This is a genomic window from Streptomyces sp. NPDC001407 (assembly GCF_042895325.1).
Taxonomy (GTDB): domain Bacteria; phylum Actinomycetota; class Actinomycetes; order Streptomycetales; family Streptomycetaceae; genus Streptomyces.
The window spans coordinates 76276-100323 of the sequence record NZ_JBIAWF010000018.1; the positions used below are offsets into that span (position 1 = coordinate 76276).

At 73.9% G+C, this 24048-nt stretch carries 19 protein-coding genes; 14 read left to right on the plus strand and 5 right to left on the minus strand.

The genetic code is table 11. The features are described 5' to 3' along the window. Nucleotides 1-3: 3 nt before the first annotated feature. Nucleotides 4-897 (minus strand): phosphotriesterase, encoded by an 894-nt coding sequence (locus tag ACFY1P_RS23845; RefSeq protein ID WP_361524622.1) that lies wholly within the window; start codon nt 895-897, stop codon nt 4-6. Nucleotides 898-1025: 128 nt separating this feature from the next. Between ACFY1P_RS23845 and ACFY1P_RS23850 the strand changes: the two genes are divergently transcribed. Continuing rightward, complete coding sequence (locus tag ACFY1P_RS23850; protein WP_390751821.1) at nt 1026-1607, plus strand: CGNR zinc finger domain-containing protein; 582 nt, start codon at nt 1026-1028, stop codon at nt 1605-1607. Nucleotides 1608-1610: 3 nt separating this feature from the next. On the opposite strand, the gene ACFY1P_RS23855 is transcribed toward ACFY1P_RS23850, so the two are convergent. Then, nucleotides 1611-3830: a family 2 encapsulin nanocompartment cargo protein terpene cyclase gene (locus ACFY1P_RS23855; protein WP_390751822.1), complete on the minus strand. Its 2220-nt coding sequence runs from the start codon at nt 3828-3830 to the stop codon at nt 1611-1613. Nucleotides 3831-4022: 192 nt separating this feature from the next. Between ACFY1P_RS23855 and ACFY1P_RS23860 the strand changes: the two genes are divergently transcribed. The 3 genes from ACFY1P_RS23860 (at nt 4023) to ACFY1P_RS23870 (ending at nt 6500) form a co-directional block, all read left to right on the plus strand. Next, entirely contained in the window at nt 4023-4358 is a 336-nt protein-coding gene (locus ACFY1P_RS23860) for a DUF937 domain-containing protein (protein ID WP_361524629.1), read from the plus strand. Between the two features lie 157 nt (nt 4359-4515). Then, nucleotides 4516-5205: a hypothetical protein gene (locus ACFY1P_RS23865; protein ID WP_361524632.1), complete on the plus strand. Its 690-nt coding sequence runs from the start codon at nt 4516-4518 to the stop codon at nt 5203-5205. Next, a complete protein-coding gene (locus tag ACFY1P_RS23870; protein ID WP_390751823.1) occupies nt 5202-6500 on the plus strand; it encodes an ATP-binding protein in 1299 nt (432 codons plus the stop codon). The genes ACFY1P_RS23865 and ACFY1P_RS23870 overlap by 4 nt, the downstream gene beginning before the upstream one ends. A 9-nt stretch (nt 6501-6509) precedes the next feature. Here the strand turns inward: ACFY1P_RS23870 and ACFY1P_RS23875 are convergent, their stop codons facing one another. Continuing rightward, on the minus strand, nt 6510-8078 hold the full coding sequence (locus ACFY1P_RS23875; protein ID WP_390751824.1) for an FAD-dependent monooxygenase: 1569 nt from the start codon (nt 8076-8078) through the stop codon (nt 6510-6512). A gap of 48 nt (nt 8079-8126) precedes the next feature. Here ACFY1P_RS23875 and ACFY1P_RS23880 point away from each other — a divergent pair, with 48 nt between their 5' ends. From ACFY1P_RS23880 to ACFY1P_RS23890, 3 genes are all read left to right on the plus strand, one after another. Beyond that, nucleotides 8127-8783: a TetR family transcriptional regulator gene (locus ACFY1P_RS23880; protein ID WP_361524640.1), complete on the plus strand. Its 657-nt coding sequence runs from the start codon at nt 8127-8129 to the stop codon at nt 8781-8783. Nucleotides 8784-8879: 96 nt separating this feature from the next. Then, nucleotides 8880-10484 carry an alpha/beta hydrolase gene (locus ACFY1P_RS23885; RefSeq protein ID WP_390751825.1) on the plus strand — a complete coding sequence of 535 codons (1605 nt, stop codon included), beginning with the start codon at nt 8880-8882 and terminating at the stop codon, nt 10482-10484. 167 nt (nt 10485-10651) lie between these two features. Beyond that, nucleotides 10652-11167 carry a DUF4142 domain-containing protein gene (locus tag ACFY1P_RS23890; protein ID WP_390751826.1) on the plus strand — a complete coding sequence of 172 codons (516 nt, stop codon included), beginning with the start codon at nt 10652-10654 and terminating at the stop codon, nt 11165-11167. Between the two features lie 61 nt (nt 11168-11228). Here the strand turns inward: ACFY1P_RS23890 and ACFY1P_RS23895 are convergent, their stop codons facing one another. Next, on the minus strand, nt 11229-13649 hold the full coding sequence (locus ACFY1P_RS23895) for a SpoIIE family protein phosphatase (protein ID WP_361524648.1): 2421 nt from the start codon (nt 13647-13649) through the stop codon (nt 11229-11231). Nucleotides 13650-14038: 389 nt separating this feature from the next. Between ACFY1P_RS23895 and ACFY1P_RS23900 the strand changes: the two genes are divergently transcribed. Beyond that, nucleotides 14039-14908: a hypothetical protein gene (locus tag ACFY1P_RS23900; RefSeq protein WP_361524651.1), complete on the plus strand. Its 870-nt coding sequence runs from the start codon at nt 14039-14041 to the stop codon at nt 14906-14908. Next, nucleotides 14905-15741, plus strand: a complete 837-nt coding sequence (locus tag ACFY1P_RS23905; RefSeq protein WP_361524654.1) for an alpha-L-glutamate ligase — start codon at nt 14905-14907, stop codon at nt 15739-15741. The genes ACFY1P_RS23900 and ACFY1P_RS23905 overlap by 4 nt, the downstream gene beginning before the upstream one ends. A gap of 422 nt (nt 15742-16163) precedes the next feature. Here the strand turns inward: ACFY1P_RS23905 and ACFY1P_RS23910 are convergent, their stop codons facing one another. Further along, the gene (locus ACFY1P_RS23910) at nt 16164-17585 is read right to left on the minus strand and encodes an amidase family protein (RefSeq protein WP_361534447.1); all 1422 of its coding nucleotides are present in this window, start codon (nt 17583-17585) and stop codon (nt 16164-16166) included. A gap of 447 nt (nt 17586-18032) precedes the next feature. Between ACFY1P_RS23910 and ACFY1P_RS23915 the strand changes: the two genes are divergently transcribed. The 5 genes from ACFY1P_RS23915 (at nt 18033) to ACFY1P_RS23935 (ending at nt 24047) form a co-directional block, all read left to right on the plus strand. After that, a complete protein-coding gene (locus tag ACFY1P_RS23915; protein WP_361534450.1) occupies nt 18033-18515 on the plus strand; it encodes an oxidoreductase in 483 nt (160 codons plus the stop codon). Between the two features lie 64 nt (nt 18516-18579). Continuing rightward, the gene (locus ACFY1P_RS23920) at nt 18580-20613 is read left to right on the plus strand and encodes a proton-conducting transporter membrane subunit (protein ID WP_390751827.1); all 2034 of its coding nucleotides are present in this window, start codon (nt 18580-18582) and stop codon (nt 20611-20613) included. Nucleotides 20614-20662: 49 nt separating this feature from the next. Next, nucleotides 20663-21616, plus strand: a complete 954-nt coding sequence (locus ACFY1P_RS23925) for an NADH-quinone oxidoreductase subunit H (RefSeq protein ID WP_361534456.1) — start codon at nt 20663-20665, stop codon at nt 21614-21616. An 11-nt stretch (nt 21617-21627) separates the two neighbouring features. Beyond that, nucleotides 21628-22323 carry a hypothetical protein gene (locus tag ACFY1P_RS23930; protein WP_390751828.1) on the plus strand — a complete coding sequence of 232 codons (696 nt, stop codon included), beginning with the start codon at nt 21628-21630 and terminating at the stop codon, nt 22321-22323. Continuing rightward, nucleotides 22323-24047 (plus strand): proton-conducting transporter membrane subunit, encoded by a 1725-nt coding sequence (locus tag ACFY1P_RS23935; protein ID WP_390751829.1) that lies wholly within the window; start codon nt 22323-22325, stop codon nt 24045-24047. Before ACFY1P_RS23930 ends, ACFY1P_RS23935 begins: the two co-directional genes overlap by 1 nt. Nucleotide 24048: the final 1 nt, after the last annotated feature.

The following is a 24048-nucleotide window of genomic DNA, read 5'->3' on the forward strand; positions in this document are numbered from 1 at the left end:
CGTTCAGCCGAGCCACTCGGCGGCGAACGCGCGCGCCGGATTGTCGACGAAGACGCTGGTGACGAAGTCTTCGCCCAACTCCTCGGCCAGCGCGGGCCGCAGCGTGCGCAGGAGGTACGGCATGCCCGGCCCGCCCCGGGCGGCCGCGGTCGTGGTGTCCCCGCCGAGCAGGACCCGGTCCGCGTGCCCGGCCTCCGCGAGGGCGGCGAGCGCGTCGAAGAGCCGCCAGTCCGTGGCGTGGTGGGCGCGCGACGGCCCGTCGAACGCCAGGAACGCACCGGCCCGCGCGGCGCGGAGGTGCGTGCGCGTGTCGGGGCAGCGGCCCAGATGGCCGAGCACCACCTTCCCCGGCGGCACCTCGAACTCGCCGCAGAGCAGGTCGAGTACGTCCAGGGCGCCGGTGCCCAGCTCCAGGTGCACCGCGACGGTGGCGCCGGTGGCGTGATGGGCCTTCGCCGCGGCGGCCATGGTCAGCCGGGCATGGGCGTCGAGCCCGTGGAAGCCACCGGCCACCTTGATGAGCCCCGCCCGCACCGGCGCGGTCGTCAGGTCCGCGACGAACGCCTCCGCGAGCCCGGCACCGATCCGCTCCAGCACGCCCGGCTCGTAGTGCGCGGCCTGGTGCAGCCCCGTCGCGGCGACGATGCGCACCCCGGTCTCCCGGGCGAGGCCGGGCAGTTCGGCGCGCCGCCGCCCCATCCCGCGAGGCGTCCACTGCACGACCGTGCCTCCGCCGAGCTCCCGGAACGCCCGCAGCTCGGCGGCCGCCGCGTCCCGGTCGTCCAGCTCCTGACCGGGCAGCAGCGGGCTGCGGAGGAAGAGGTGGTCGTGGGCGTCGCACACCCCGAGCTCCCCGGCGGGGAGGTCGCCGAGCACGGTACGGACGGCGGCGGTCATGCGGCGCCCACCCGGCCGGATCGTGTTTCCCGCAGCTCCATGTCGTTTCCTCCCGCTCGCCGTTCCTCGCGTGTAACGCTTCACCCGTTACAAGATCACTGTAACGGGTGAAGCGTTACGATGCGACGGTGAAGGACGACGACCGGCAGGTCCTCCGCTTCGACTGCGGTGCCACCTGGCTCAATCTGCTCGCGACCCGCGGCCGCTGTTTCGGCGCGGACCCCGTCGAGCGCATCGCCACCCCCGAGCGGCTGGGGGAGTGGCTCGACCGCAGCGAACTGTCGCCGACGCGGCCGCCTTCGATGGCGGATGTGCGGCAGGCGCAGGCGCTGCGGGAGACGCTGCGGGCGCTCGCCCTCGCGGTGGTCGCCGAAGAGCCGCCACCGGCCGACGTGACCGATGAACTCACCCGCTTCCTCGACGCGACGCCCGACCACGTGCGCCTGGTGGCGGGGGAACGGCTCACGAGGCAGTCGCCGCCGACGGCGGTGGCGGCGCTGGGGCGGGTGGCGCGCCAGGCGGTGGACCACTTGACGGGCCCCGGCCGGCAGGCGCTGGCGATCTGCCCCGAGTCGGACTGTCGTGGCGTCTTCGCGAACCCCACCGGCCGCCGTCGCTGGTGTCCTTCACCCGCGTGCGCCAGCCGCGGCCGGGTCCGGGCGCACCGCGAACGCCGCCGGACGGGCGCGGACGGCCCGTCCGGCGGCTGAGAGTCACCCGACCCCCACCGGCGGGGCCAGCCGCGCCGCGGAGGTGCCCAGCCCGCTCGGTGCCATGAGCGGCGCGGGCGTCATCGGCTTCGAGTGATGGCGCAGCAGGTCCTTCTCCGCGTAGCGGAAACACCCCTGGTGCCAGTTGAGGATGCCCGACATCCAGTTCTTGAGCTCGTCCGCGTACGCGTTCAGCGCCGTGCGGGCCTCCTCGTCCAGGCCGAAGTCCTCGAAGAGAGAAGGCAGTTGGACGGCGACGACGTGCTGGAACTCGCGCATCCGGGACACCAGCAGATCGCCGACGATGCCGAGCGCCTCGGTGATCCCGCAGTCGAAGAAGTTCTGCACCACGAGGACGGCGTTGTGCACCTCGCCCTCGAACTCGATCTCCTTCTGGTAGGAGAAGATGTCGTTCATCAGGCAGGCGTAGTCGGCGGCCGCGGCCTCCAGGGCCCGCACGGGCCGGGTGTCGTAGATCTCCGGTGGCACCGAGTCGCCGTGGCCGATCCGGCAGAGACTCATCGTGAGGTCGGAGCCGAAGGTCTTGCGCCGCATCTCGATGTAGTCGACGGGCTCGGGGATGCGGTTCTGCTTCTGGTTGGCCAGCTCCCACAGCCAGCTCTCCAGCATGGTGGTGACGCCTGCCCGGAACGTCCGGCGGTCGTCGGGCCCCATCGGGCCCGCCGTGCGCTGCCACAGGTCGGCAAGACCCCGTTCCAGCGGGGTCAGCGGCGCGGGCATCGCGGTGAGGTCCAGCGGCATGAGCAGGAGGAGCCGTTCGTGGCATGCCTTCGCCGCGGTCATGTCCGGGGTGCGTCCGAACGCGGCCGGGTAGTAGTCGTCCGCGTACGTGCCCCAGGTGAGCCAGTCCGAGGCCAGGTCCAGCTCCTCGGGTGTCGCGTCCGGGTGGATGCCGGCCGCGCACAGGGGCAGGTCGATGTCCTTGAGCCGGGCCTCGTCCCAGATGTCGGAACCGGGCAGTCCGGGCACGGGTTCCAGGATCCCCGTGCTGCGGCTCCACTCGACGTTGTGCCGCCGGGCGCCGTCCAGATGGGGGCTCAGCCGGAGCTCGTACGGCATGGCGAAGTCCGGGTGCGGCAGCGGGCCGACCTTCTGGAACGGCACGTGCGTGAAGCTCCTGAGCCGGGCCGGCACCGACGCGACCAGCGACGGCACCAGCCGGGCCGCCGAGGTGCCGAGGCCCGAGGGCCCGGTCAACAGCCCGGCCCCCGCCGTCTTGTTCATGTAGCGGCTGGAGCGCATGTGCCACTCGTGCCCGCCGGACTGCCAGTCCTGGAGCCCCTTGACGTAAGCGAACACATCGGCCCAGGCCTTGGGCCCGAGGCCGTGCTCCAGGAGCAGGGGCCCGACCTCGGTGAGCGCGGTGTGCTCGAACTGCTGGAGCCGGGAGGTGAGCAGGTCGTTGACGGCGTCGGCGGCCTCCTGCGTGTCGCAGCCCAGGAACTTCTCCAGGACCAGGATCGCGTTGGCCAGTTCCCCCTCGTCCTGGGTCTCCCGCTGATACGAGAAGATGTCGTTGCGCAGGTGCACACCGTCGGCGAACGTGTCCTTCAGGACACGCATGGGCCGGGACGCCGCGACGACGGCCGGGACCTCGGCGCCCGCCGCGTGCTCCACGAGATGCGCCGACCAGGGCGCGCCGCCCACCTTGCGGCGCATCTCGATGTATTCGACGGGGTTGGACACCCGGCCCTCGTTGATGTTGGAGAGCTCCCACAGCGACTCCTCCAACAGGTGGCGGGTGCTCTCCTTGAAGCGCCGCCGCCAGTCCTCCGACATCACCGGGACCGTACGCGCCCAGAGGTCCGCGAGCCCCGCCTCGACCTGGTTGGTGGGGGTCTCGGTGGCGTCCCCCGGGTGGATGGGCATGAAGGCCGGCAGACGGTCGAGGTACGCCTTCGCGCCGGGCATGTCGTGGGTGCGCTTGAAGATGTCGAGGAAGTGGTCGTCGAAGAAGAACACCCAGACGTACCAGTCGGTGATCAGGTCGAGCTCCGGGCCGGAGGCGTCGGGGTGGGTGTAGGCACACAGCAGCGCGTAGTCGTGGGAGTCGAAGTCCGACTCGTCCCAGATTCCGGAGCCCTCGATCATCCGCATCCCGCGGGCCCACGCCTTGGAGTGGACGCGGGCACCCTCCAGATGAGGGTTGAGGCGGGCGGGGTACGGCATGTAGAAGGCGGGGAGTTCGAAGGGCTGTGACATGGTGAACCACGCTAGTTCGAGGGGCCGTGCCGGATAGATCGGGAAGTCGTACTTCCGCCCGATCTGGTGAATGCCCCCGGCGGCCCGCTTAAGGATCTTGTGTTTGGTGAGTTCCCCAGTGTCCGGCCTCCCGGGGTGACCGTTCCGCGATCTTGCGGACGGGGACCGGCGCCCGCCGTTAAGGTCGTGAGCATGGGCGATGACTCGTTGCAGAAGGACGTACTCAAGGAGCTCGGCGACGACCGGATCGAGGAGCTTGCCGGTGAGCTCGGCACGGACACCGACGCGGCCAGGAAGGTCGTGGAGGCCACGGTCGCCGAGCTGCCCGAGGAGCTGACCGCGGGGGCGCAGGGCCTGGCCGGGCTGGGTGGCGGCGGTCTGATGTCCGGCGTCCTCGCCAAGCTCAGCGGGCCGGTGGCGAACGCCGTGGCCAAGAAGACCGGGCTGCCGCCCGCGACGGTCGCCCGCGCGCTGGAACTGCTGCTTCCCGTGGTCCTGACGACGATCGCCAAACGCCGCAACCGCTGATCGTGGGCCGTGGGCCGGGCGGGCCGGGGCGGCCCGGCCTCCGGCCCGCCACGGCCGCCTCGCGCGGCACTCGCATAACATCGTGGTGACCGCAGACGCACGCCCCACGACGATGGACCCAGCAGTGACCGCAGCCGCCCGCCCCCGACGCACGCGCTTGAGGCGACCCCTGTGGGCGCTCGCGCTCATGGCCCTGGCGGCCGCGGGGACCGGGTGCCAGGTCGCGGGGGAGCCGCTCGCCGCCGGTACGACGGCACCCGTCGCCGCCCCCGCCCAGCTCTGGCCCGACCGGACCCCGGCCCCCACCCCGACGGGTGAGCAGCGCGACGACGTCACCGCCTCGCGCGTCCCGGGCATCCCTGCCGTACCCTCCGGGGACATCCGGAAGGTGGACCCCTACGCCGTGGTCAAGGCCGAGGTCGCCGCCCACCGGAACGACGTCACCGGCGCCGACGGCCTGGACGAGGAGACCGCCGCCAGGATCGGCTCCTGCTCCGGGGCGGAGCGGAACTGCCCCATCCGCACCCCCGTCCACCGGGACCTCACGGGCGACGGGCACGACGACCTGATCATCGGCATCGAGATGAGCGACCACCTCCTGGGGCTGCGCTGCTACACCCTCGACAAGGGCGAGCTGACCCGCGTCATGTCCACCGTCGTGCGGCCCTCGTCCATCGAGGTGGCCGGCCGGGACGTGATCGTCTGGGAGCCGTCCGACACCCCGCACTACGCCGTGCGCTCGGTCTACTCCTGGGACTCCCACCGGCATTACATGGAGCTCAAGAGCGACGAGATCCGCCGCGTCGAGGCCACCACCGCCCCGCGCCCGACGGAGACCCGGCGATGACGGCCGGCCTCCGCGCGCCACGGCTGCCCAGGATCTCCCGCTTCGGCTCGCTCTACGGGAAGTTCACGCTCTTCCTCGCCGTCATGTGCTGTGTCGTCGCCGCGGTCCTCGGCATCCTGGTGCACGTCATCGTCACCCGGCAGACCGTCCACCAGGCCCGCGTCGAGGCGCTCCAGCGGCTCGACTCCGCCGCCCGCGCCTATTCCGTCGGCGACCCCATGCATCACCAGGCGTCGCTCAACCCTGCGGAACTCCCGACGGGGCTACGGGAGTTGGCGCTGCGCGGCCGCCGGGGCACCGCCCTCGGCGACGACCACGGCGTCGCCACGATGTGGGCCGCCACCCCCGCCGCCGGCGGGGTCCTCGCCAGCCGGCTCGACTACCGCCACAGCGCCGCCACCATCGAGGGCCTCGACCGCGCCATCATCGGTTCCTCGACCCTGGCCATCGGCGGGACCCTGCTCGTCGGCGTCTTCGCCGTATCGCGGGTCACCCGCAGGCTGCACCGCACCGCCGACGTGGCGCGGCGCATCAGCGCGGGCGACCTCGACGCGCGGGTGGCCGACCCGCGCACCACCGACCCCTCCAAGCCGCAGGACGAGGTGGCCGCCGTATCGGCGGCGCTCGACGCGATGGCGGGCACCCTCCAGGGGCGGCTCCAGAGCGAACAGCGGTTCACCGCCGACGTGGCCCACGAGCTGCGCACCCCCCTCGCCGGCCTCCAGGCGTCCGCCGACCTGCTGCCGCCCGGCCGCCCCACCGAGCTCGTGCGCGACCGGGTGCAGGCGCTGCGCCGGCTCACCGAGGACCTGCTGGAGATCTCCCGGCTGGACTCCCTCACGGAACAGGCCGACTTCGACGAGCACCAGCTGGGCCGGCTGGCCGAGCGGACCGTACGGGCCTCCGGTCTCGACGCCGAGGTGCGTGTCGTGCGCGACGCCTGCGTGGTGACCGACCGCCGCCGCCTGGAGAGGGTCCTCGGCAATCTGCTCGCCAACGCGCACAGGCACGGGCGCCCGCCCGTCACCCTCACCGTGGACGGCCCCGTGATCACCGTTCGCGACCACGGCGAGGGCTACCCCTGCTATCTGCTCGAACACGGCCCGCAGCGGTTCCGCACGGAGCCGACGGGCTCCGGCGGCAAGGGGCACGGCCTGGGGCTGACCATCGCGGTCGGCCAGGCGAGGATCATCGAGGCGCGCCTGACGTTCGCGAACGCGGCGGACGGCGGCGCGGTGACGGTCCTGACGCTGCCCGAGTGCGAGCACGACCACGAGGCCGCCCCGGCACCGTGACCGGGCCCCTCAGCCGCCGGACGGGCCCGCGGCGGCCGGAGCGAGGCACGCCGCCGCGCCCGCGTGGGGGAGGAACCACCGCGCCAGCGCGGCATCGAGAGCGTCCGTCGCCTCCGCCCCGTCGTCCGCCGCCCACGCGACGATCCCGTCCGGCCGTACCAGCAGCCCGCCGAGCCCTGACGAGGAGCGCGCCGTGACGACGGGGACGAAGCCCTCGGCCCTGGCCCGCAGCGCCTGCGACCCCACCAGGTCCAGCAGGACGCCCCGACCGTCGTGCAGATGGTCCGCCAGGCGGCTGCCGTCCGCGAGTTCCAGGTCCGGCGCGCTGCGCCCGACCAGCGGGTGGTCGCCGGGGACGGCGTAGCGCTGCCACACCCCGGAGATCTTCTTGACGAAGTACGTGGTGGCGTCGGAGGTGCCGGTCAGCTCCGTGACCACGTCGCGCAGGGCGCTCGCGTGCGACTCCGGCCGCATCAGCGCGACCTGGGCCCGCGTCCACTGGAGCACCCAGGCCCCGATGGGGTGCCGCTCGGAGGTATAGGTGTCGAGCAGTCCCTCGGGCGCCCGCCCCCGGATCGTGGCGGCCAGCTTCCAGCCGAGGTTCACCGCGTCGCCGATCCCGAGGTTGAGCCCCTGGCCGCCGAACGGCGAGTGGACGTGCGCCGCGTCGCCCGCGAGCAGGACGCGGCCCTTGCGGTAGTCGCTCACCTGGCGGGCGTTGTCGGTGAAGCGGGTGGCGGAGTGCACACGGGTGACGGTGACGTCGTCCACCCCGGACACCGCCCGCAGGCTCGCCTGCAACTCCCCGGCGGTGACGGGGGCGTCGCGATCCGCCGGGGGGCCGTCGAACTCGACGGTGAGGATGCGGCCGGGGAACGGGCCGTGCGCGTAGGTCCCGTTGGGGGTCCAGTTCCAGCCGGCCCCCAGCCGCTCGGCGCCCTCCATCTCGACGATCGCCTGGTGGCCGGTGATCCCGGGGTCCGTGCCGGGGAAGTCGAAGCCGGCGAGCTTGCGGACCGTGCTGCGGCCGCCGTCGCAGCCCACGAGCCAGCCCGCGCGGACCGTCTCGCCGCCGAGCCGCACGGCCACGTGGTCGTCGGCCGCGTCGAGTCCGGTGAGCTCCGCGCCGCGGCGCACCTCGACGCCGAGCTCCGCGGCGTGCCGGCCGAGCAGCCGCTCCAGTGCTTCCTGGGGGACGAGGCCGACCTCGCCCGCCGGACCCGCGGCGGCGAGGTCGGGATCGGCCTCGTCCAGGAGGTCCGCGCTCAGCATGATGCCCGCGAAGTGCCCGGCGAACCGCGGCGCCCGCGCGGGCGGACCGTCCCCGGCGGCCACCCGCTGCCGGACGAAGGAGGTGACGCCGCTCAGGCTCTTCTCCTGGATCTCCCTCAGCGCGGGCAGCAGCCCGCGCCGGTAGAAGGCTTCCGCGGTCGGTGAGTTGATCGCCCCCGCCTTGATCGTCGTGTCCACCTCGGTGAGCCGCTCGACGACGAGCACGTCCACCCCCGCGAGCCGCAGCTCGCACGCCAGCATCAGCCCCACGGGGCCGGCTCCTGCCACCACCACGTCGTAGTCCATGGATAAAACTGTAGTCGCTAAAAGTTTTTGGTGGGTACTATTTTTTCCATGAGTGAGGACCCCACGGCCGAGGACGGCGAGAACCAGGCCCTCGGCCTGCGCGAACGCAAGAAGCGCCGGACGCGGCAGCGCATCTCCGACGTGGCCACCGCGCTGATCACCGAACGCGGCTTCGACAACGTGACCGTCGCCGAGGTCGCCAAGGCGGCCGAGGTCTCCACGATGACGGTCTTCAACTACTTCCCCCGCAAGGAGGACCTCTTCCTGGACCGCATCCCGGAAGCCGTCGAGCTCTTCACCCGGGCCGTCCGTGACCGCCGCCAGGACGAGACGCCCATCGGCGCCGTGCACCGGCTGCTGTGCGAACTCCTCGACCGGCGCCACCCGCTGGCCGCCGTCGGCGACCGCTACCCGGCGTTCTGGCGGATCGTCCTGGACTCTCCCGCCCTGCGCGCCCGCGCCCGCGAAGGCGTCGAGGAACTGGAGAACGCGCTCACCGAGGCCGTCGCCACGACGACCGGCGCCCCGCCCGGCGACCCCCGCCCCCGCCTCGTCGCCACCCTCACCGTCGCCGCCTACCGCGCGGCGTACGTCACCGCCGCCGCGCGCCTGCTCGCGGGCGAGCGCGCGGACGACATCATCGACAGTCAGCGGGAGTATCTGGACGGTGCGTTCACGGCCCTGGAACGGGCGCTCCACGGCTGACCCCCGCGTCTGGCCTCCGCGGCGGCACGCCGACGATGTCACTCGGACGCCCCTTCCAGAAAGCCGGTCGTCGGCCCGCGAAATACCGTCCCTGACATGACGTCCGTACGCCGGCCCCCGTGCTCGACCCGCCTCCCGCGCGCCGCCAGGATGGCGGCACCCCTCGCGGCCGCCGCCCTGCTCGCCCCCGGGCTGGCGGCCTGCACGGCCTCCTCCGGCAAGGCCTCCGGGGAGCCGGACCTCTCGGCCTACTACGAGCAGCGGATCACCTGGAAGGCATGCTCACGGGAGACGGACAAGGCGGTCAAGGAGGAGACCGAGAAGGCCGACGCCTCGGCCGAGTGCGGCCGGCTCAAGGTCCCGTACACCTACGCCGACCCCCACAAGGGCGAGATCAGCCTCGCGCTGATGCGCTTCCGCACCAAGAACCAGGACGAGCGCGGCGGCTCGCTCGTCCTGAACTTCGGCGGCCCGGGGGAATCGGGGCTCAGACAGCTCAAGGAATACGGCCCCGACGGCTTCAGCAAGGCCGGCACGCGCTACGACCTGGTCACCTTCGACCCCCGCGGCGTCGGCGCCAGCTCCCCCGTGCTGTGCGGCGGCGGGGGAGCCATGGCCGAAGCCGAGCCCCCGCCCGGCCCGGACCTCTCGGGCCCCGGCGGGATGGCCGACTTCATCGCCGCGCAGGAGAAGGCGCTCCAGCGGTGCAAACGGACGGCCGGCGACATCATCCCGTACGTCGGCACCGTCAACACCGCCCGGGACCTCGACGTGCTCCGCGCCGCACTCGGCGAGGAGAAGCTCAACTACCTCGGCTTCTCCTACGGCACCAAGCTCGGAGCCGTCTACGCCCACCGCTTCCCCTCGAAGGTCGGGCGCATGGTCATGGACGGCGTCGACGAGCCCGCTCCCAACCTCAAGGACTCCACCCTCGCCCAGACGGCCGCCTACCAGCGGGCGCTGCGCCACGCCGTCGAGACGTGCACCAGCCGGGGCGAGGAGGACTGCGCGCTCGGCTCCGACACCGACAAGGCCATGGCCAACGTCGCCCGCGCCTTCGACGACCTCGACGACCAGCCGATCGACTGGCCCGGCGGCCGGAAGCTCGACCGGGAAGGTGCCATCGAGGAGACCATGGGCCTGCTGCGCTCCCGGGAGAGCCTGCCCGAGACCCCCAACCTGCTGGCCGCCATCATCTACCACATCCACCCCGGCGAGGCGGCGGCACTGGGCCGGGCGGCGGCCGACGGGGCGGGCGGCAAGCGGGAGAACGGCCTCCACGGCAAGGTGGAGGAGGCCATGACCGCCATCAACTGCGCCGACACCTCCGGCCGTTACAGCGCCCGGCAGGTCGTCGCCGCCTACGACGAATTCGTCCGCGCCTCGCCCGTCTTCGGCCCCTTCATGGCCGCGGGCATGGCCGCCTGCACCGGCTGGCCCCAGGCCGGGGACGACACCTCGCACGACGTACGCGCCGACGGCGCCCCCAAGATCCTCATGCACACCACCGAATACGACCCCGCCACCCCCGTCCAGTGGCTGCCCAAGATGGCGGCCGCGGTCGGCTCCGCGGTGACCATGACCGACACCGGCGGCGGCCACAGCGTCTACGGCACCCAGGACGCCACCTGCGTCAACGAGCGCATCGACGCGTTCCTGCTGGACGGCAGGCTGCCGCCGGACCGCTCCACCTGCTCCTGACGGCCCGCTGCTCCATTGGGACGGACTGCGAAGGCCCCGCGGGTGGCGTGACCGCGGCCCGGGGCAGTCATCAACTCCGAAGGGGCGTCGGTCCGTACGCCCCGGCCAGAACCCGGCCCACGGTGCCGAGGGGCGCCGTGGGCACATGAGGAACGGAGCAGCTAACGATGCGTATGCGACACCGGGCCGGTACCGCGGTGGTGGCCCTCGCCCTGGCGGCGGCATCGGCGGGGACGGCCCTCGCCACGGAGTGCGAGCACGACGACGCCTTCCTGACGGCGGCTCACCAGGGCAACATGGCGGAGATCGCGGCCGGCAAGGACGCCGGGCGGCACGCCCTCATGCGGTGCGCCAAGGAGACCGGGAAGGTGCTCGTCAGCGACCACACCCGCATGGACGAGTCGCTCCGGGCGCTCGCGAAACGGCTGAAGGTCACGCTGCCGAAGGACGTCACGGCCGCACAGCAACAGGAGATGGCCGACCTCGCGAAACGGGCGGGCAGCCGTGACTACGACAAGATGTGGCTGAAGGCCCAGGAGACCGGCCACGTCGCGGTGCTGAAGCTCATCGACGGCGAGGTCAAGTCGGGGAAGGACGACGAGGTGCGGGACGCCGCCCGCGCGGCCCGGCCCTTCGTCGCCCACCACCTCGACCTGGTGCGCGACTGCATGCGCATGCGCTGACCCTCCGCACGCCGTCTCCCGGGTGCGGGCCCTGTCCCCGCCCGTACCCGGGAGGCGAGGCTCAGGCGGCGGCCAGCGGCTGCTCGGCCCAGATGGTCTTGCCGTCCGCGGTGAAGCGCGTGCCCCAGCGGTCGGTGAGCTGCGCGACCAGCAGCAGGCCCCGCCCGCCCTCGTCGAAGACCCGGGCCCGGCGCATGCGCGGTGAGGTGCTGCTGGCGTCGGAGACCTCGCAGATCAGCGACGACGCGTCACGGATCAGCCGCAGCCGGATGGGCGCGTGCGCGTGCCGGATGGCATTGGTCACCAGCTCGCTGACGACCAGTTCGGTCGTGAAGCCCAGCTCCTCCAGCCCCCACGCCGTCAGCTGCTCGGACGCGTGCTTGCGGGCGTCGGCCACGGTGGCCCGGTCCGCGGGCAGGCTCCAGCTGTGCACGTGGTCGGCGTCCAGCGCCCGGGTGCGGGCCAGCAGCAGCGCGACGTCGTCGGCGGGCCGCACCGTCCGGTCCGGCAGCAGCGCGTCCAGCACGTCGTCACAGGTCTGCTCCAGGGACGCCGGAGGAGCGGTCAGCACCTCGCGCAGCCTGACGGTCCCGGGGTCACTCACGTGGTCGCGGCCCTCGACGAGCCCGTCGGTGTAGAGCGCGAGGAGGCTGCCCTCCGGCAGCTCCGTCTCGAACGCCTCGAAGGGCAGCCCGCCCAGCCCGAGCGGCGGACCGCTGGGGACGTGCGCGGAGCTCGCCGTGCCGTCGGGCAGCACGATCACGGGCGCGGGATGCCCCGCCCGCGCCATGGCACAGCGCCGCGACACCGGGTCGTAGACCACGTAAAGACAGGTCGCGCCCGTCTCCCGCACGGTGGCCGCGGGCTTCGGCTCCTGCCCCTGCGCCAGTTGGATGACCAGGTCGTCGAGGTGGGTGAGGAGCTCGTCCGGCGGCAGGTCGAGGTCGGCGAGCGTACGGACCGCCGCGCGCAGCCGGCCCATCACAGCGGACGCCTGGAGGCCACGGCCGATGACGTCCCCGACCACCAGCGCCACCCGGGCCCCGGACAGCGGGATGACATCGAACCAGTCGCCCCCGATGCCCGCCTGGGCGTCGGCCGGCAGATACCGCGAGGTGACCTCCACCGCCCCCTGGTCCGGCAGCCGGCTCGGCAGCAGGCTGCGCTGGAGGGTGAGCGCGGCGGCGCGCTCCTGGGCGTACCGCCGCGCGTTGTCGACACACGCGCCGGCCCGTGCCGCGATCTCCGAGGCGAGCAGCATGTCGTCGCCGTCGTAGGCGCCCTGGCCGCGCACGAAGACGGCCACGCCCAGCGTGGTGCCGCGCGCGCTCAGCGGCACGGCGAGCACGGAGCCGACGCCGCGCTCGCGGACGGCGGCGGGCACGGCGGAGGTGTCCGACAGCCACGCCTGGATCCCCGGGTCGTCGCCGCTGTGCAGGGACGGCCTGCCGGAGGCCAGCGCGCGGGCCGGCGGGGAGTGCGGCGGGCTCGGGCGCGCTTCGGCCGGGCCCGGGTCCGCGCCCGGCCCTTCGCCGAGGACGCTACGGGCGGCGACGCGGCGCAGGGCCACGGAGCCGTCCACCCGCGCTGCCTCGCCCTCGCCGTGGAGCACCGCCTCGCACAGGTCGACGGCGACGAAGTCGGCGAACGGCCCCGCGGTGACCTCCGCCAGCTCCTGTGCCGTACGGGCCACGTCCAGGGTCGTCCCGATCCTCGCCCCCGCCTCGTTCACCAGGGCCAGCCGCTGCCGCGCCCGGTGCTCCTCCGTGCGGTCGAGGGCGGCGAGGGCGACCCCGCGCACCTGACCGGCGGGATCCCTCAGCGGGGTGAAGAACGACGCCCAGGCGCGCTCCCGCACCTCACCGGGCGCCCGGAAGACGGCGTCCGTGCGCACGGGCCTTCCCGTGCGCAGCACATCGGCCATCATTCTGCCGAATTCGTCGAAGGGCGGGCCCGGGTGGATATCCGCGAGGCGCAGTCCGAGCATCTCCGCTTCCGGGCGGCCTGCCACGCCGAGCATTTCGTCATTGACGCTCACGAGCCGCAGTTCGCCGTCGTAGACCGACGTGGCGATGGGGGACTGGAGATAGGCCCATTCCTTCAGTGGCGCCGGGCCGGCGGCCGGACCGGTCTCCGGCGCATTCGCGGGGCCGTCCCGGGCAGCCGTCAGCACGAGCCAGCCGACGCCGCCGTCACCGTCCGGACCGGGGCACGCACGGAGCGGAATCCGCACCGTGCTGCCGTCCCGGTGCCGTGCGGCAAGGCTGCCGCTCCACCGCGCGGCCCTGGTCAGCGCCGTGCGCGCCGAGGCGGGCAGGGGAGCGGCGAGCAGGCCGGAGGCCGGCCGTCCGACGATCTCGTCGGACGCATAACCGAGCAGGCGCTGGGCCAGGGGACTCCACAGGGTGACGGTGCCTCGTCCGTCGACGGCGGCGACAGGGACCGCCGTCGCATCGGGGAAAGTATCGGTGTGGTCGTCCATCGGCGTTCATCTCGTTCTCGATGTGCGATACAGCGAGATATTCGCGTCCCCTCTGATTCAGGGCATGGCTCGCTGCTGCCTCTTTTCCCTACAGCTTTCCCGAACGGGCCGCGGCTCAAGCCTCGTGGCACATTCCGTACGCGCTGTACCCGTCCGACGACATGCTGTGTCCGCCTTGCCGCGGTGATGCTCGCCGACGAGCTGTGCCCGGACTACCCGACATCCGCACCAGTCGGTCGGATCCGGAGAAATCCCCGCGCCGCGTCGGCCGGTTGCTACGGAATCGAGACAGCCCCTGGCGTTCTCACCTGCACACCCATGACATCCTGAGCCGTCACAGTTCTGCCGGACGGGATCGGCGGACGTCCGGGGATTACGAGGATGCACCAATGAGACTCTGCTTCCTGGTGGAGGAGCAGTACCGGCGCGACGGCATGCCGGTGGACGTGATCCGCCAACTGACCGCCTGGGGGCACCAGGTGGACGTGCTGCGGCCGGGCGGTTCCCTCCTCAAGCTCTCCGAGGCGGTGCGCGCGGGCGCGCACGACGCGTGGGTGCTCAAGACCGTCTCCGGCGGACCGGGCCTGACGCTGCTGGAGGCCGCCGCGACCGTCGGCCTCACCACGGTCAACGACGCCCGCGCCATACGCGGCGTGCGCGACAAGGCGCTGGCGGCGGTGACGGCCGAACACCACGGCCTGCCCGTCCCGGTGACCTACGCCGCCGCCCGGCCCGAGGAGTTCGCCGAGATCCCCGCGGCCGCGTACCCCCTCGTGGTCAAGCCCGCCGACGGCAGCTCCGGCCGCGCCGTGCGCCTCGTGCCCTCCCCGGACCGGCTGCCCGCCCCCGGCACCGAACCCGCCGGCATGCTGATAGCCCAGCCGTACGTGCCCAATTCGGGCATCGACCTCAAGGTGTACTGCGTGGACGGCGAGTTGTACGCGACCGAACGCCGCTCGCCGCTCCACCCCGACCAGCCCACCCGCGAGCGCCGGGTGCCGCTCACCGCCGAAGTGGCGGACATCGTCACCGAGGTCGGTGCCGTCTACGGCCTCGACCTCTACGGGGTGGACGTGGTGCTCGGCCCCGACGGGCCGGTGATCGTCGACGTCAACGACTTCCCGAGCTTCCGTCAGGTGCCGGACGCCGTGGCCCGGGTGGCGTGGGCCGTCCTGCGGCTCGCCGACGCCGGAACCTCCCGGTACGCCACGGCCGCCGCGCAACTGCCCGCCCCCGCACCGGTGGGCGGTGCCGCGTGAGGATCTGCCTGCTGACACCCGCGCCCGACCACCCGTTGCTGGCCGCCACCACCGCGCTCCTGGCACCCCGCCACCAGGTGGAGGCGCTCGACCCCCGGCACGCCGTGCTGCCGTCACCGGCGCGCGTTCCCCAGGCGCTGGCCGACGTCTATCTGCTGAAGAGCCGCACGCCCTGCGCCCTGGCCTTCGCCCGCTACCTCGAACAGCACGGTGCCCCCGTGCTGAACTCCGCCGACGCGACCGAACGGTGCCAGGACCGCACCGCCATGGCCGAGGTCGCGCTCGCCGCCGGGCTGCCGTTCGCCGCCACCACGCCGGCGACCACCCTGCCGCGCCTGGCCGCACGGGACGGCCTGACGTACCCCCTGGTCGTCAAGAGCCGCCACAGCAGGCGGCACGACCTCGTGGCGCGGGCGGACGACGCGGAACAACTGCGGACCCTGGCCGCACAGTGGCCGGACGAACCCGTGGTGACCCAGACCTTCACCCCGAACAGCGGCTGGGACCACAAGCTGTGGGTCGTCGGCGACGAGATCTTCGCCGCCGTCCGCCGCTCGGAACTGGCCTCACCGGCGCCCCGCCGGCCCGAGCCGGTCGCCGTCGCCGAACTGCCCACCGCCTGGCTCGATGTGGTGCGGCGTGCCGGTGAGGTCTTCGCTCTCGACGTCTACGGCGTCGACCTTCTCGATGTGCCGGAGGGTCCGTTGATCGTCGACGTCAACGCTTTTCCGGGTATCCGGGGGCAGCGGGGGGCGCCGGAGGCGCTGGCATCTCTGGCACTGCGGGCGGGGGCCGGGAGTTATCGGGCGCGGGGGTTGGTCTTGAACGCTTAAGGGGGCGGCGGCCGTTTCCGCCTGCGGCGGGCTTTGTTCCCCTACCCCGCCCCTTCCCGCAGCATCTGATGCGCGGCTCCGCCGCGGCCGGGGCTCCGCCCCGGACCCGTGCCCGGGTGTGGCTTGAGTGGGCCTGCGGCGGGCTTTTCCCCTACCCGCCCCTTCCCGAAACTGGGGGCTACGCCCCAGACCCCCGCAACACGGCTTCGCCGCGTTGTCCTCAAACGCCGGACGGGCTGAATGGGCACCCACATCAGCCAAAATCAGCCCGTCCGGCGTTTGAGGACGCGGCCGCAGGCCGCTCCCGCCGCAGGCGCAACGGACCCGCAGCCGGGGGTCTGGGGCACGCGCCCCAGTTTCGGGAAGGGGCGGGGCTGGGGAACAAAGCGCCGCAGGCACAAGCACCCCGCACCCCACCGCCCTCACCCCACCCCGCAGAAGGACAGCGGCCGTCGCTCCTCCCACGGCGCCGCCTGTTCCAGCTGCGCCGCCACCCCCAGCAGCAGATCCTCACGCCCGTGCGCGGCCACCAGCTGTACCCCCACCGGCAACCCCTCCCGGCTCTGCCCGAGCGGCAAGCTCATCGCCGGGTGGCCCGAGACGTTGAACACCGCCGTGAACGGGCCGTACGCGAGGATGCGGCGCAGCCAGGAGCGGGCCGTGTGGCCGGGGGCGTCGTAGTCGAGGGTGCCGTGCGGTGCCGGGAGTTGCCCGAGTGTCGGGGTCACCAGCAGGTCGTACCGGGTGAAGAAGTCGGCGACCGGGCGCGTGACCCGGTGCTGGGCGTCGACCGCCGCCATCACGTCGAGCGCGCCCGCCGCCTCCGTCTCGCCGAGCACCACCCGCGACACCGCCTCCAGCAGCGACGGATCGGGCCTGCGCGGTGCCCTGAGCATCGCGGCACCCGTCGCGTACACGCTGAGCATCAACGCCTCGACGACCGCGTCCGGATCGACGGCCGGGCTCGCGGGGGAGACCATGTGCCCGATCCACTCCAGGAGCTGGCCCGCGGTCTCCGCCGCGGCGGCCACCTGCGGGTCCACCGCCACGCCCGACCACGCTCGCGTGGTGACCGCGACCCGCAGCCGGCCCGGGCCGGCGCGCAGTTCCTCGGCGTACGGACGTACGGGCGGCGGAGCCGCGTACTTGTCGCCGACGGGCGGCGCGCCGGCCACGGCGTCGAGCAGGTGGGCCGTGTCGCGCACGGTCCGGGTGAGCCCGAACTCCACGGTCTGCCCGAACGCAGCCTCCCCGGCGAGCGGTCCGCTGGGCGTACGGCCGCGGCTCGGCTTGAGGCCGACGAGCCCGCAGCACGCGGCGGGCACCCGCAGGGAACCCGCGCCGTCGTTGCCGTGGGCGAACGGCACCGCGCCCGCCGCGACGAGCGCGGCCGCCCCGCCGCTGGACCCGCCGACGCCCCGGTCCGGTGCCCAGGGGTTGCGCGTCGGTCCGTAGCGCACCGGCTCGGTGGAGAAGCTGAGCCCCAGCTCGGGGGCGGTGGTCTGACCGAGCGCCACCAGTCCGGCGGTGCGGAAGCGGGCCATCAGGTCGTGGTCGGCCTGCGCGACCGCACCGCGGATGCTGCGGCTGCCGAGGGTGAACGGCACGCCCCGCGCGAACGGTCCGCTGTCCTTGATCACGAACGGCACGCCGCCGAACGGCCCGTCCGGCTCGTGGTCGAGGGCAGGCTCGAACAACGGCAGCGTCAGCGCGCCGAGGTCGGTGCCGGCCGCGGCGAGGGCGCGCCGGGCCACCGACTCGACCTCGGCCGCGCTCACTTCACGCGCCCGGATCAGCGCGCGCAGGCCGACGGCGTCGAGGCTCGCGTATTCGTACAGCTCCACCGGTCTCCCATTCCTCGGCTGGTGGCCGGAATCAGACTGACGTACGGAGCGGCCGCGCCGCCACCGAGTTTCGCCGCCGTGCCCCGAGGGCCCGGTGACCTCGTAGATTCTGCCGTGTGCGGCAAGTGGTTTCGAACCACGAGTCTCAGCTGTCCGTGGTGTCACAGTGGCCGGAACTCCCCGTAACCCACCCGCCCCGCACCCCGTTTCCCGGAGCAGATCAGTCCTCATGCAACGGGGCTGCCGGAGGCCGCACCCGCCGGACCATCCCGCCCGGGGCACCGGCGATCCGGGCCGGGCCCGTCGCGGAACCCGCGAGGCTCCGGCGCCGCCCTTCCCGGCCCCTCCGACCGGCGGCCGTCTCCCGGCGCGTGATCGCGCTGTGACGGCGGGAGACGGCCGCCGCACCTTCGTGAGGCACATCGACGCCGAGCCGAGGGAGCCCTTATGAGCCTGCTGCGCAAGATCCGCGAAACCGGACGGGTGGCGGAGGACGCGCCGCCCCGGCCCGCCCCGGCCGAGTCCGCCGCGGCCCGCCGCCTGGGCGGCTCCGTCCAGGTGCGCTGCGTGGACGCCGGGTCGTGCAACGGCTGCGAGATCGAGATCGCGGCGGCCTTCGGGCCGGTCTACGACGCCGAGCGCTACGGAGCCCGCCTCGTGGCCTCGCCCCGGCACGCGGACGTCGCGCTCGTCACCGGGCCGGTCACCCGCAACATGGCCGAACCCCTGCGCCGCACCGTCGCCGCGATGCCCCGCCCCCGGCTCGTCGTGGCGGTCGGCGACTGCGCCCTGAACTGCGGCGAGTTCGCCGGTGGCCACGGTGTCGAGGGGGCGGTGGCCGACGTGGTCCCCGTCGACCTGAAGGTCGAGGGCTGCCCACCGCGACCCGACCGGATCGTGGCGGCGCTCCGCGCCGTGACCGGCCGGTGAGCGCGGCCGCGCCCAGCGGGGGCGCGACGGGGCCGACGGTCGCCGCGCGAGTGAGGGACCGCGCATGAGGGATGCCGAAACCGCGGCGGTTCTCGCGGTCGGGCTCGCCGGCGCCGGAGCGCTGTCCGGCGCGTTGCTGCCCAGACGGGCACGCGTCATAGCCGTCGGGCTGTGCACGGCGGGCCTCGGCGGTGCCGGGCTCGCGGCCGGACTGATGGCGTCCGGCGGCGGCCGGTGGTCCGTCCACCTCCCCGGCCTGCTGCCGATGGCCGGTGTCTATCTGGCCGTCGACGCCCTGTCGGGGCTCTTCATGGCGGTGGCCGGGGCCGTGGTCCTCGCGGTCGCCGTCTACGGCATCGGCTACGCCGGGGGCGACCGCGCGCGCGGTGTCGCCTCGCGCGGGGTCCAGGCCGCGCTGCCGCTGTTCGCCCTCACCCTCGTCCTCGTCCCCGCGGCCGCCTCCGTCTCGACGTTCCTCCTCCTGTGGGAGGTCATGGCCCTCACCTCGCTGCTGCTCGTCCTGGCCGACCAGCGCGACCGCGCCTCCGTCCGCGAGGCCGGGGTCTGGTACGCCGTCATGACCCACCTCGGACTCGTCCTGCTGCTGGCCGGCATGGCCCTCTTCGCCGCCTGCGCCGGAGGCGAGACCTTCACCGCGCTGCGCGCGGGCGCGAGCGGGATGTCACCCGCCGCCCGTGGCACGGTCTTCGTGCTGGTCGCGGCGGCCTTCGCGTCCAAGGCCGGCATGGTGCCCCTGCACCCCTGGCTGCCCAGGGCCCACCCCGAGGCCCCCAGCAACGTCTCCGCGCTGATGAGCGCCGCCATGGTCAACCTCGGCGCCTACGGCATCGTGCGCGTGGCCTTCGACCTGCTGGGCGGCGCCCCGCGCTGGGGCTGGCTGCTCGTGCTGGCGGCGGGCGCCCTCTCCGCCGTCTACGGCATTCTCCAGGCGGCCATGGCATCCGACCTCAAACGGCTGCTCGCCTACTCCACGTCCGAGAACCTGGGACTCGTCCTCATCGGCGTCGGCGCGGCCGGGCTCTTCGCCTCCTCCGGCTATCCGGTGCCCGCCGCGCTCGCCCTCGCGGCCGCCCTCCTGCACGTCGCCAACCACGCCGTCTTCAAGGCCCTGCTGTTCTGCGCCGCGGGCTCCGTCGTCCGCGCCACCGGCGTGCGCGACCTCGACCGCATGGGCGGGCTGCGCGCCCGGATGCCCGCCACCGCCGGCTTCTTCACGGTCGCCGCCCTCGGCGCGATCGCCCTCCCGCCCGGCAACGGCTTCCTCAGCGAATGGCTGCTGCTCCAGTCCCTCATCAACGGCCTGACCGTGCCCGGCATCTCCACCGCCATCGTGCTGCCGCTCGCCGTCGCGGTCATCGCGCTGTCCGCCGGACTGGCCGCCGCCGTCTTCGTCAAGGCGCTCGGCGTGGGCTTCTTCGCCCGCCCCCGCAGCGCCGAGGCCACGGCCGCCACCGAGAGCCCGCCCGGCATGCTCATCGGCATGGGCCTGCTCGCCGTCGGCTGCACCGGGCTCGCGCTCGTACCCGGCATGCTGGGCGACGGGCTGTCACGAGCCGTGGCCGTCGCCGGGCTCAAGGGCGGGCCCACGCTCTCCGGCGACGGCTTCGAACTGCGCCTGGACCGGCTCGCCGCCTCCATGTCACCCCTGTGGGTCGCGGCGGCGCTGGCGGCCGGAGTGCTCGCGGCCGCCGCCCTCATCCGGATCACGGCCCGCCGCGGCCGCCGCGCCAACGTCAGGCTGTGGGACTGCGGCGGCGGCGCCCCGACCGCCCGGATGTCCTACACCGCGACCTCGTTCGCCGAACCCCTCCAGCGGGTCTTCGACGACGTCCTCGCCCCCGAGCAGGACGTCAACGTCACCCCGCTGCGTGAATCCGCCTATCTGGTGGAGCGGGTGCGTTTCCAGAGCCGGATCCCCGACCGGATCGAGCACCGTGTCTACCGCCCCGTCCTCGCCGCCGTCACCGGCCTCGGTCAGGGCGCGCGCCGCCTGGCCACCGGCAGCGTGCATCTCTACCTCGGCTACGGCTTCTTCGGCCTCGTCGCCGTGCTGCTCGCCCTGGCGGTGGGCTGGTGATCGGCGGCGCGCGGCCGGGCACGCCGGGGGACACGCAGGAGGAGACACCGTGAAAGCCATCGGCACGGCGGCCGTGACCGCCCAGGTCGTCCTCGTCGTCGCCGGAGCGCCCCTGCTCGCCGGCACGATGCGGCAGGTGCGGGCCCGGCTGGAGGGCCGGGCCGGGCCCGGTGTCCTCCAGCCCTGGCGGGACCTGCGCAAGCTGCTCCGCAAGGAGGCCATCACCCCCGTCGGCACCGGACCCGCCTTCCGCCTCGCCCCGCTCCTGCTCGTCGCGACCACCGCCGTCGTCGCCGCACTCGTCCCCCTGGCCTCGACCGTCACTCCCGTCAGCAGCCGCGCCGACCTGATCCTCGTGGTGGCGCTGCTCGCCCTCGGCACGGTCGCCCTCGCCCTCGCCGGCCTGGACACCGGCACCGCCTTCGGCGGCATGGGCGCCTCCCGCGAGATGACCGTGGCCGCCCTCGTCGAACCGACCATCCTCCTCGCCGTGTTCGCCCTGTCGATACCGACCGGTTCCACCAACCTGTCCGCGATCGTCTCCGGCGGCATCCACGACCCGGTGCGGCTGGCCTCCCCGGCGGGGCTCCTGGCCACCGCGGCGCTGGCCGTCGCCGTCCTCGCCGAGACCGGCCGGCTGCCCGTGGACAACCCCTCCACCCACCTGGAACTGACGATGGTCCACGAAGCGATGGTGCTGGAGTACGCGGGCCCCGACCTCGCCCTGGTCGAACTCGGTGCCCAGATGCGGCTCGCCGTCCTGCTCGGACTGCTCGCCTCCCTGTCCGCCCCCTGGGGCATCGCGACCACCGCCGCACCGGCCGCCCTCGCCCTCGCCCTCGTCCTGCTCACCGCCAAGGTCGCCCTGCTCGGCTCCGCCCTCGCGGCCGCCGAGGTCTTCTGGGCCAAACTGCGGCTGTTCCGCGTCCCCGAGCTGCTCGCCGGATCCTTCCTGCTGGCCCTGCTCGCGGTCACCGCCTCGTACTTCCTCACAGGAGAGTGAGTGAGGGACACATGAACGACAGCGTCTTCACCCAGCTGCTCGACCTGGCGTGCGGCGCCTTCCTGCTCGCGGCCGTCGTGGTCCTGTGGCTGCGCCAACTGTCCTCGATCGTCCGGGCCTTCGCCCTCCAGGGCGTCGCCCTGGCCGCCGTCGCCGCCCTGCTGGGCGTGCACGAGGGCCGCTGGAACCTCCTCGCCATCGCCGCGGGCATCGGCCTGCTGCGCGCCGGAGCCCTGCCCCACCTCATCCGGCGCGCCCTCACCGCCGGCATCCCGCCCCCCACCCGCCACTACGAGGAGGACGTCAGCGAGGCCCGCGAGACCCAGCCCCTGGTCAACGTCGCCGCGTCCCTGCTGAGCGCCGCCCTCCTCACCCTCCTCGCCTACGCCGTCGCCCGCCCCCTCGTCGAACTCGACCCCACCCCCGCGACGAGCGCCCTGCCGGTCGGCCTCGCCGTCGTCCTGATCGGCTTCTTCACCCTGGTCACCCGGCGCCGCGCCCTGGCGCAGGTGGTCGGCTTCCTGCTCCTGGACAACGGCATCACCGCCACGGCCTTCCTGGCCGCCTCCGGGGTGCCGCTGATCGTCGAACTCGGCGTCTCCTTCGACGTCCTGCTCGCCGTTCTCGTCCTGCAGATCCTCACCACCCGGATGCGGGCCGCCTTCGGCGGCACCGGCATCGACGACCTGCGGGAGCTACGCGACTGATGACGCACGCCACCACCGCACTGCTGCTGACCGCCCCCATCGCGGTGCCCCTCGCCGCCTCGGCCGCCCACGCGGCCACCGGGCTGCGCGGTGTACGCCCGTACCGCCGGACCCACGCCCCCCGGCACTCCGCCGCCCTCGCGCACAAGCCACCGCCCCCGCGCACACCGGCCGAACCCGCGCGGACCACCGGCTCCGGCACGGCCGCCGGGGGACCGGTCACGCTCACCGGCGGACCTCCCGGCGCACCTCCCGGGCCACCGCCGTTCGCCGGCGACGGCCCGGCCCCGGCGCCGCTCTTCGCCACCGGCCACGACGCCCCGGCCCGGCCGGCCGGTACCTGGCTCGGCCTCGTCTCCCCGGCCACGATCCTCTTCTGCGGGGCGGCCCTCGCCGCCACCGTCCCGGACCGCGGACCGGTGACGGCGTACGGGCGGCTGCTGCGCGCGGACGCCCTGACCGTGTGGCTGCTCCTCGCCGTCGGCGCGGTCGCCGCCCTGGCCTGCGCCGCGGGCCCCGCCCACCTGGCCCACGAGCGGGCCGACGCCGGTGCCGCCCGCCGCTACAACCTGCTCGTCCAGGCGTTCCTCGCCGCCATGAGCGCCGCCGTCCTGGCCGCGAACCTCGGCGTGCTGTGGATCGCCATCGAGGCCACCACCATCGTCACCGCCTTCCTCGTCGGCCACCGCCGCACCAAGGCCTCCGTCGAGGCCGCCTGGAAGTACGTGGTGATCTGCTCCGCCGGGATCGCCCTCGCCTTCCTCGGCACCGTCCTGCTCTACTACGCCGCCCGGCAGGCGGGCATCTCCGAGGCGTCCGCCCTGGACTGGCCGACGCTCGCCGCGCACGCCGACCGGCTCGACCCGGCCGTCACCCGGCTCGCCATGAGCCTCATCGTCCTCGGCTTCGGCGCCAAGGCCGGGCTCGCGCCCCTGCACGCCTGGCTGCCCGACGCCCACAGCCAGGCCCCCGCGCCGGTGTCCGCGCTGATGTCCGGCGTCCTGCTCTCCGTCGCCTTCGCCGGGCTGCTGCGCTACAAGGTCATCGCGGACGCGGCCCTCGGCGCCGGCTGGACCCGCACCCTGCTCGCCGGAGCCGCCCTGCTCACCCTGGCGCTGGCCGCCGTCCTGCTGCTCGCCCAGCGCGACTACAAGCGGATGCTGGCCTATTCGAGCATGGAGCACATGAGCCTGATCGCCCTCGGCACCGCCATCGGCACGCCGCTGGCCGTCTCCGCCTCCCTGCTGCACATCGCGGGCCACGGGCTGGCGAAGACCGTCGCGTTCTGCGCGTCCGGCCACATCCTGCGGATCCGCCGCTCCACCCGCATCGGCCGGGTGCGCGGACTGCTCGCCGAGGCCCCGGCGCTGGGCACCACCTTCGGGCTGTCCGTGGTCGCCCTGCTCGGCCTGCCGCCGTTCAGCCTCTTCGCCTCCGAACTCGGCCTAGCCCGAGCCGGGTTCACCGCCGGGCACGGCAAGGTCGTCGCCGTCGCCCTGATCCTCACCCTCGCCTCCTTCGCCGCACTGGTCACCCGCACCGCCCGCATGGTCCTCGGCCCCCCGCCCGAACCGGAGGCCGTCGCCGACGGCCCCGTCCGGCTCGGGCCGGCCGCGGCGGCGCCCCTGGTCACCGGCCTCGTCGCGGCCGCGGCCCTGGGCGTGGCCACCGGGCCCCTCACCCGGCTGCTGTCCGCCGCCGGCGAGATCATCGGGAGGCACTGAC

Excerpts from the sequence above, each read along its gene's own strand:
- ACFY1P_RS23935 (WP_390751829.1), top strand. The coding sequence starts at position 22,323 with ATGACGCACGCCACCACCGCACTGCTGCTGACCGCCCCCATCGCGGTG.
- ACFY1P_RS23870 (WP_390751823.1), top strand. The coding sequence starts at position 5,202 with ATGACGGCCGGCCTCCGCGCGCCACGGCTGCCCAGGATCTCCCGCTTC.
- ACFY1P_RS23900 (WP_361524651.1), top strand. The coding sequence starts at position 14,039 with ATGAGACTCTGCTTCCTGGTGGAGGAGCAGTACCGGCGCGACGGCATG.
- ACFY1P_RS23855 (WP_390751822.1), bottom strand. The coding sequence starts at position 3,830 with ATGTCACAGCCCTTCGAACTCCCCGCCTTCTACATGCCGTACCCCGCC.
- ACFY1P_RS23915 (WP_361534450.1), top strand. The coding sequence starts at position 18,033 with ATGAGCCTGCTGCGCAAGATCCGCGAAACCGGACGGGTGGCGGAGGAC.
- ACFY1P_RS23845 (WP_361524622.1), bottom strand. The coding sequence starts at position 897 with ATGACCGCCGCCGTCCGTACCGTGCTCGGCGACCTCCCCGCCGGGGAG.
- ACFY1P_RS23860 (WP_361524629.1), top strand. The coding sequence starts at position 4,023 with ATGGGCGATGACTCGTTGCAGAAGGACGTACTCAAGGAGCTCGGCGAC.
- ACFY1P_RS23880 (WP_361524640.1), top strand. The coding sequence starts at position 8,127 with ATGAGTGAGGACCCCACGGCCGAGGACGGCGAGAACCAGGCCCTCGGC.
- ACFY1P_RS23875 (WP_390751824.1), bottom strand. The coding sequence starts at position 8,078 with ATGGACTACGACGTGGTGGTGGCAGGAGCCGGCCCCGTGGGGCTGATG.
- ACFY1P_RS23885 (WP_390751825.1), top strand. The coding sequence starts at position 8,880 with ATGACGTCCGTACGCCGGCCCCCGTGCTCGACCCGCCTCCCGCGCGCC.
- ACFY1P_RS23930 (WP_390751828.1), top strand. The coding sequence starts at position 21,628 with ATGAACGACAGCGTCTTCACCCAGCTGCTCGACCTGGCGTGCGGCGCC.
- ACFY1P_RS23895 (WP_361524648.1), bottom strand. The coding sequence starts at position 13,649 with ATGGACGACCACACCGATACTTTCCCCGATGCGACGGCGGTCCCTGTC.
- ACFY1P_RS23920 (WP_390751827.1), top strand. The coding sequence starts at position 18,580 with ATGAGGGATGCCGAAACCGCGGCGGTTCTCGCGGTCGGGCTCGCCGGC.
- ACFY1P_RS23890 (WP_390751826.1), top strand. The coding sequence starts at position 10,652 with ATGCGTATGCGACACCGGGCCGGTACCGCGGTGGTGGCCCTCGCCCTG.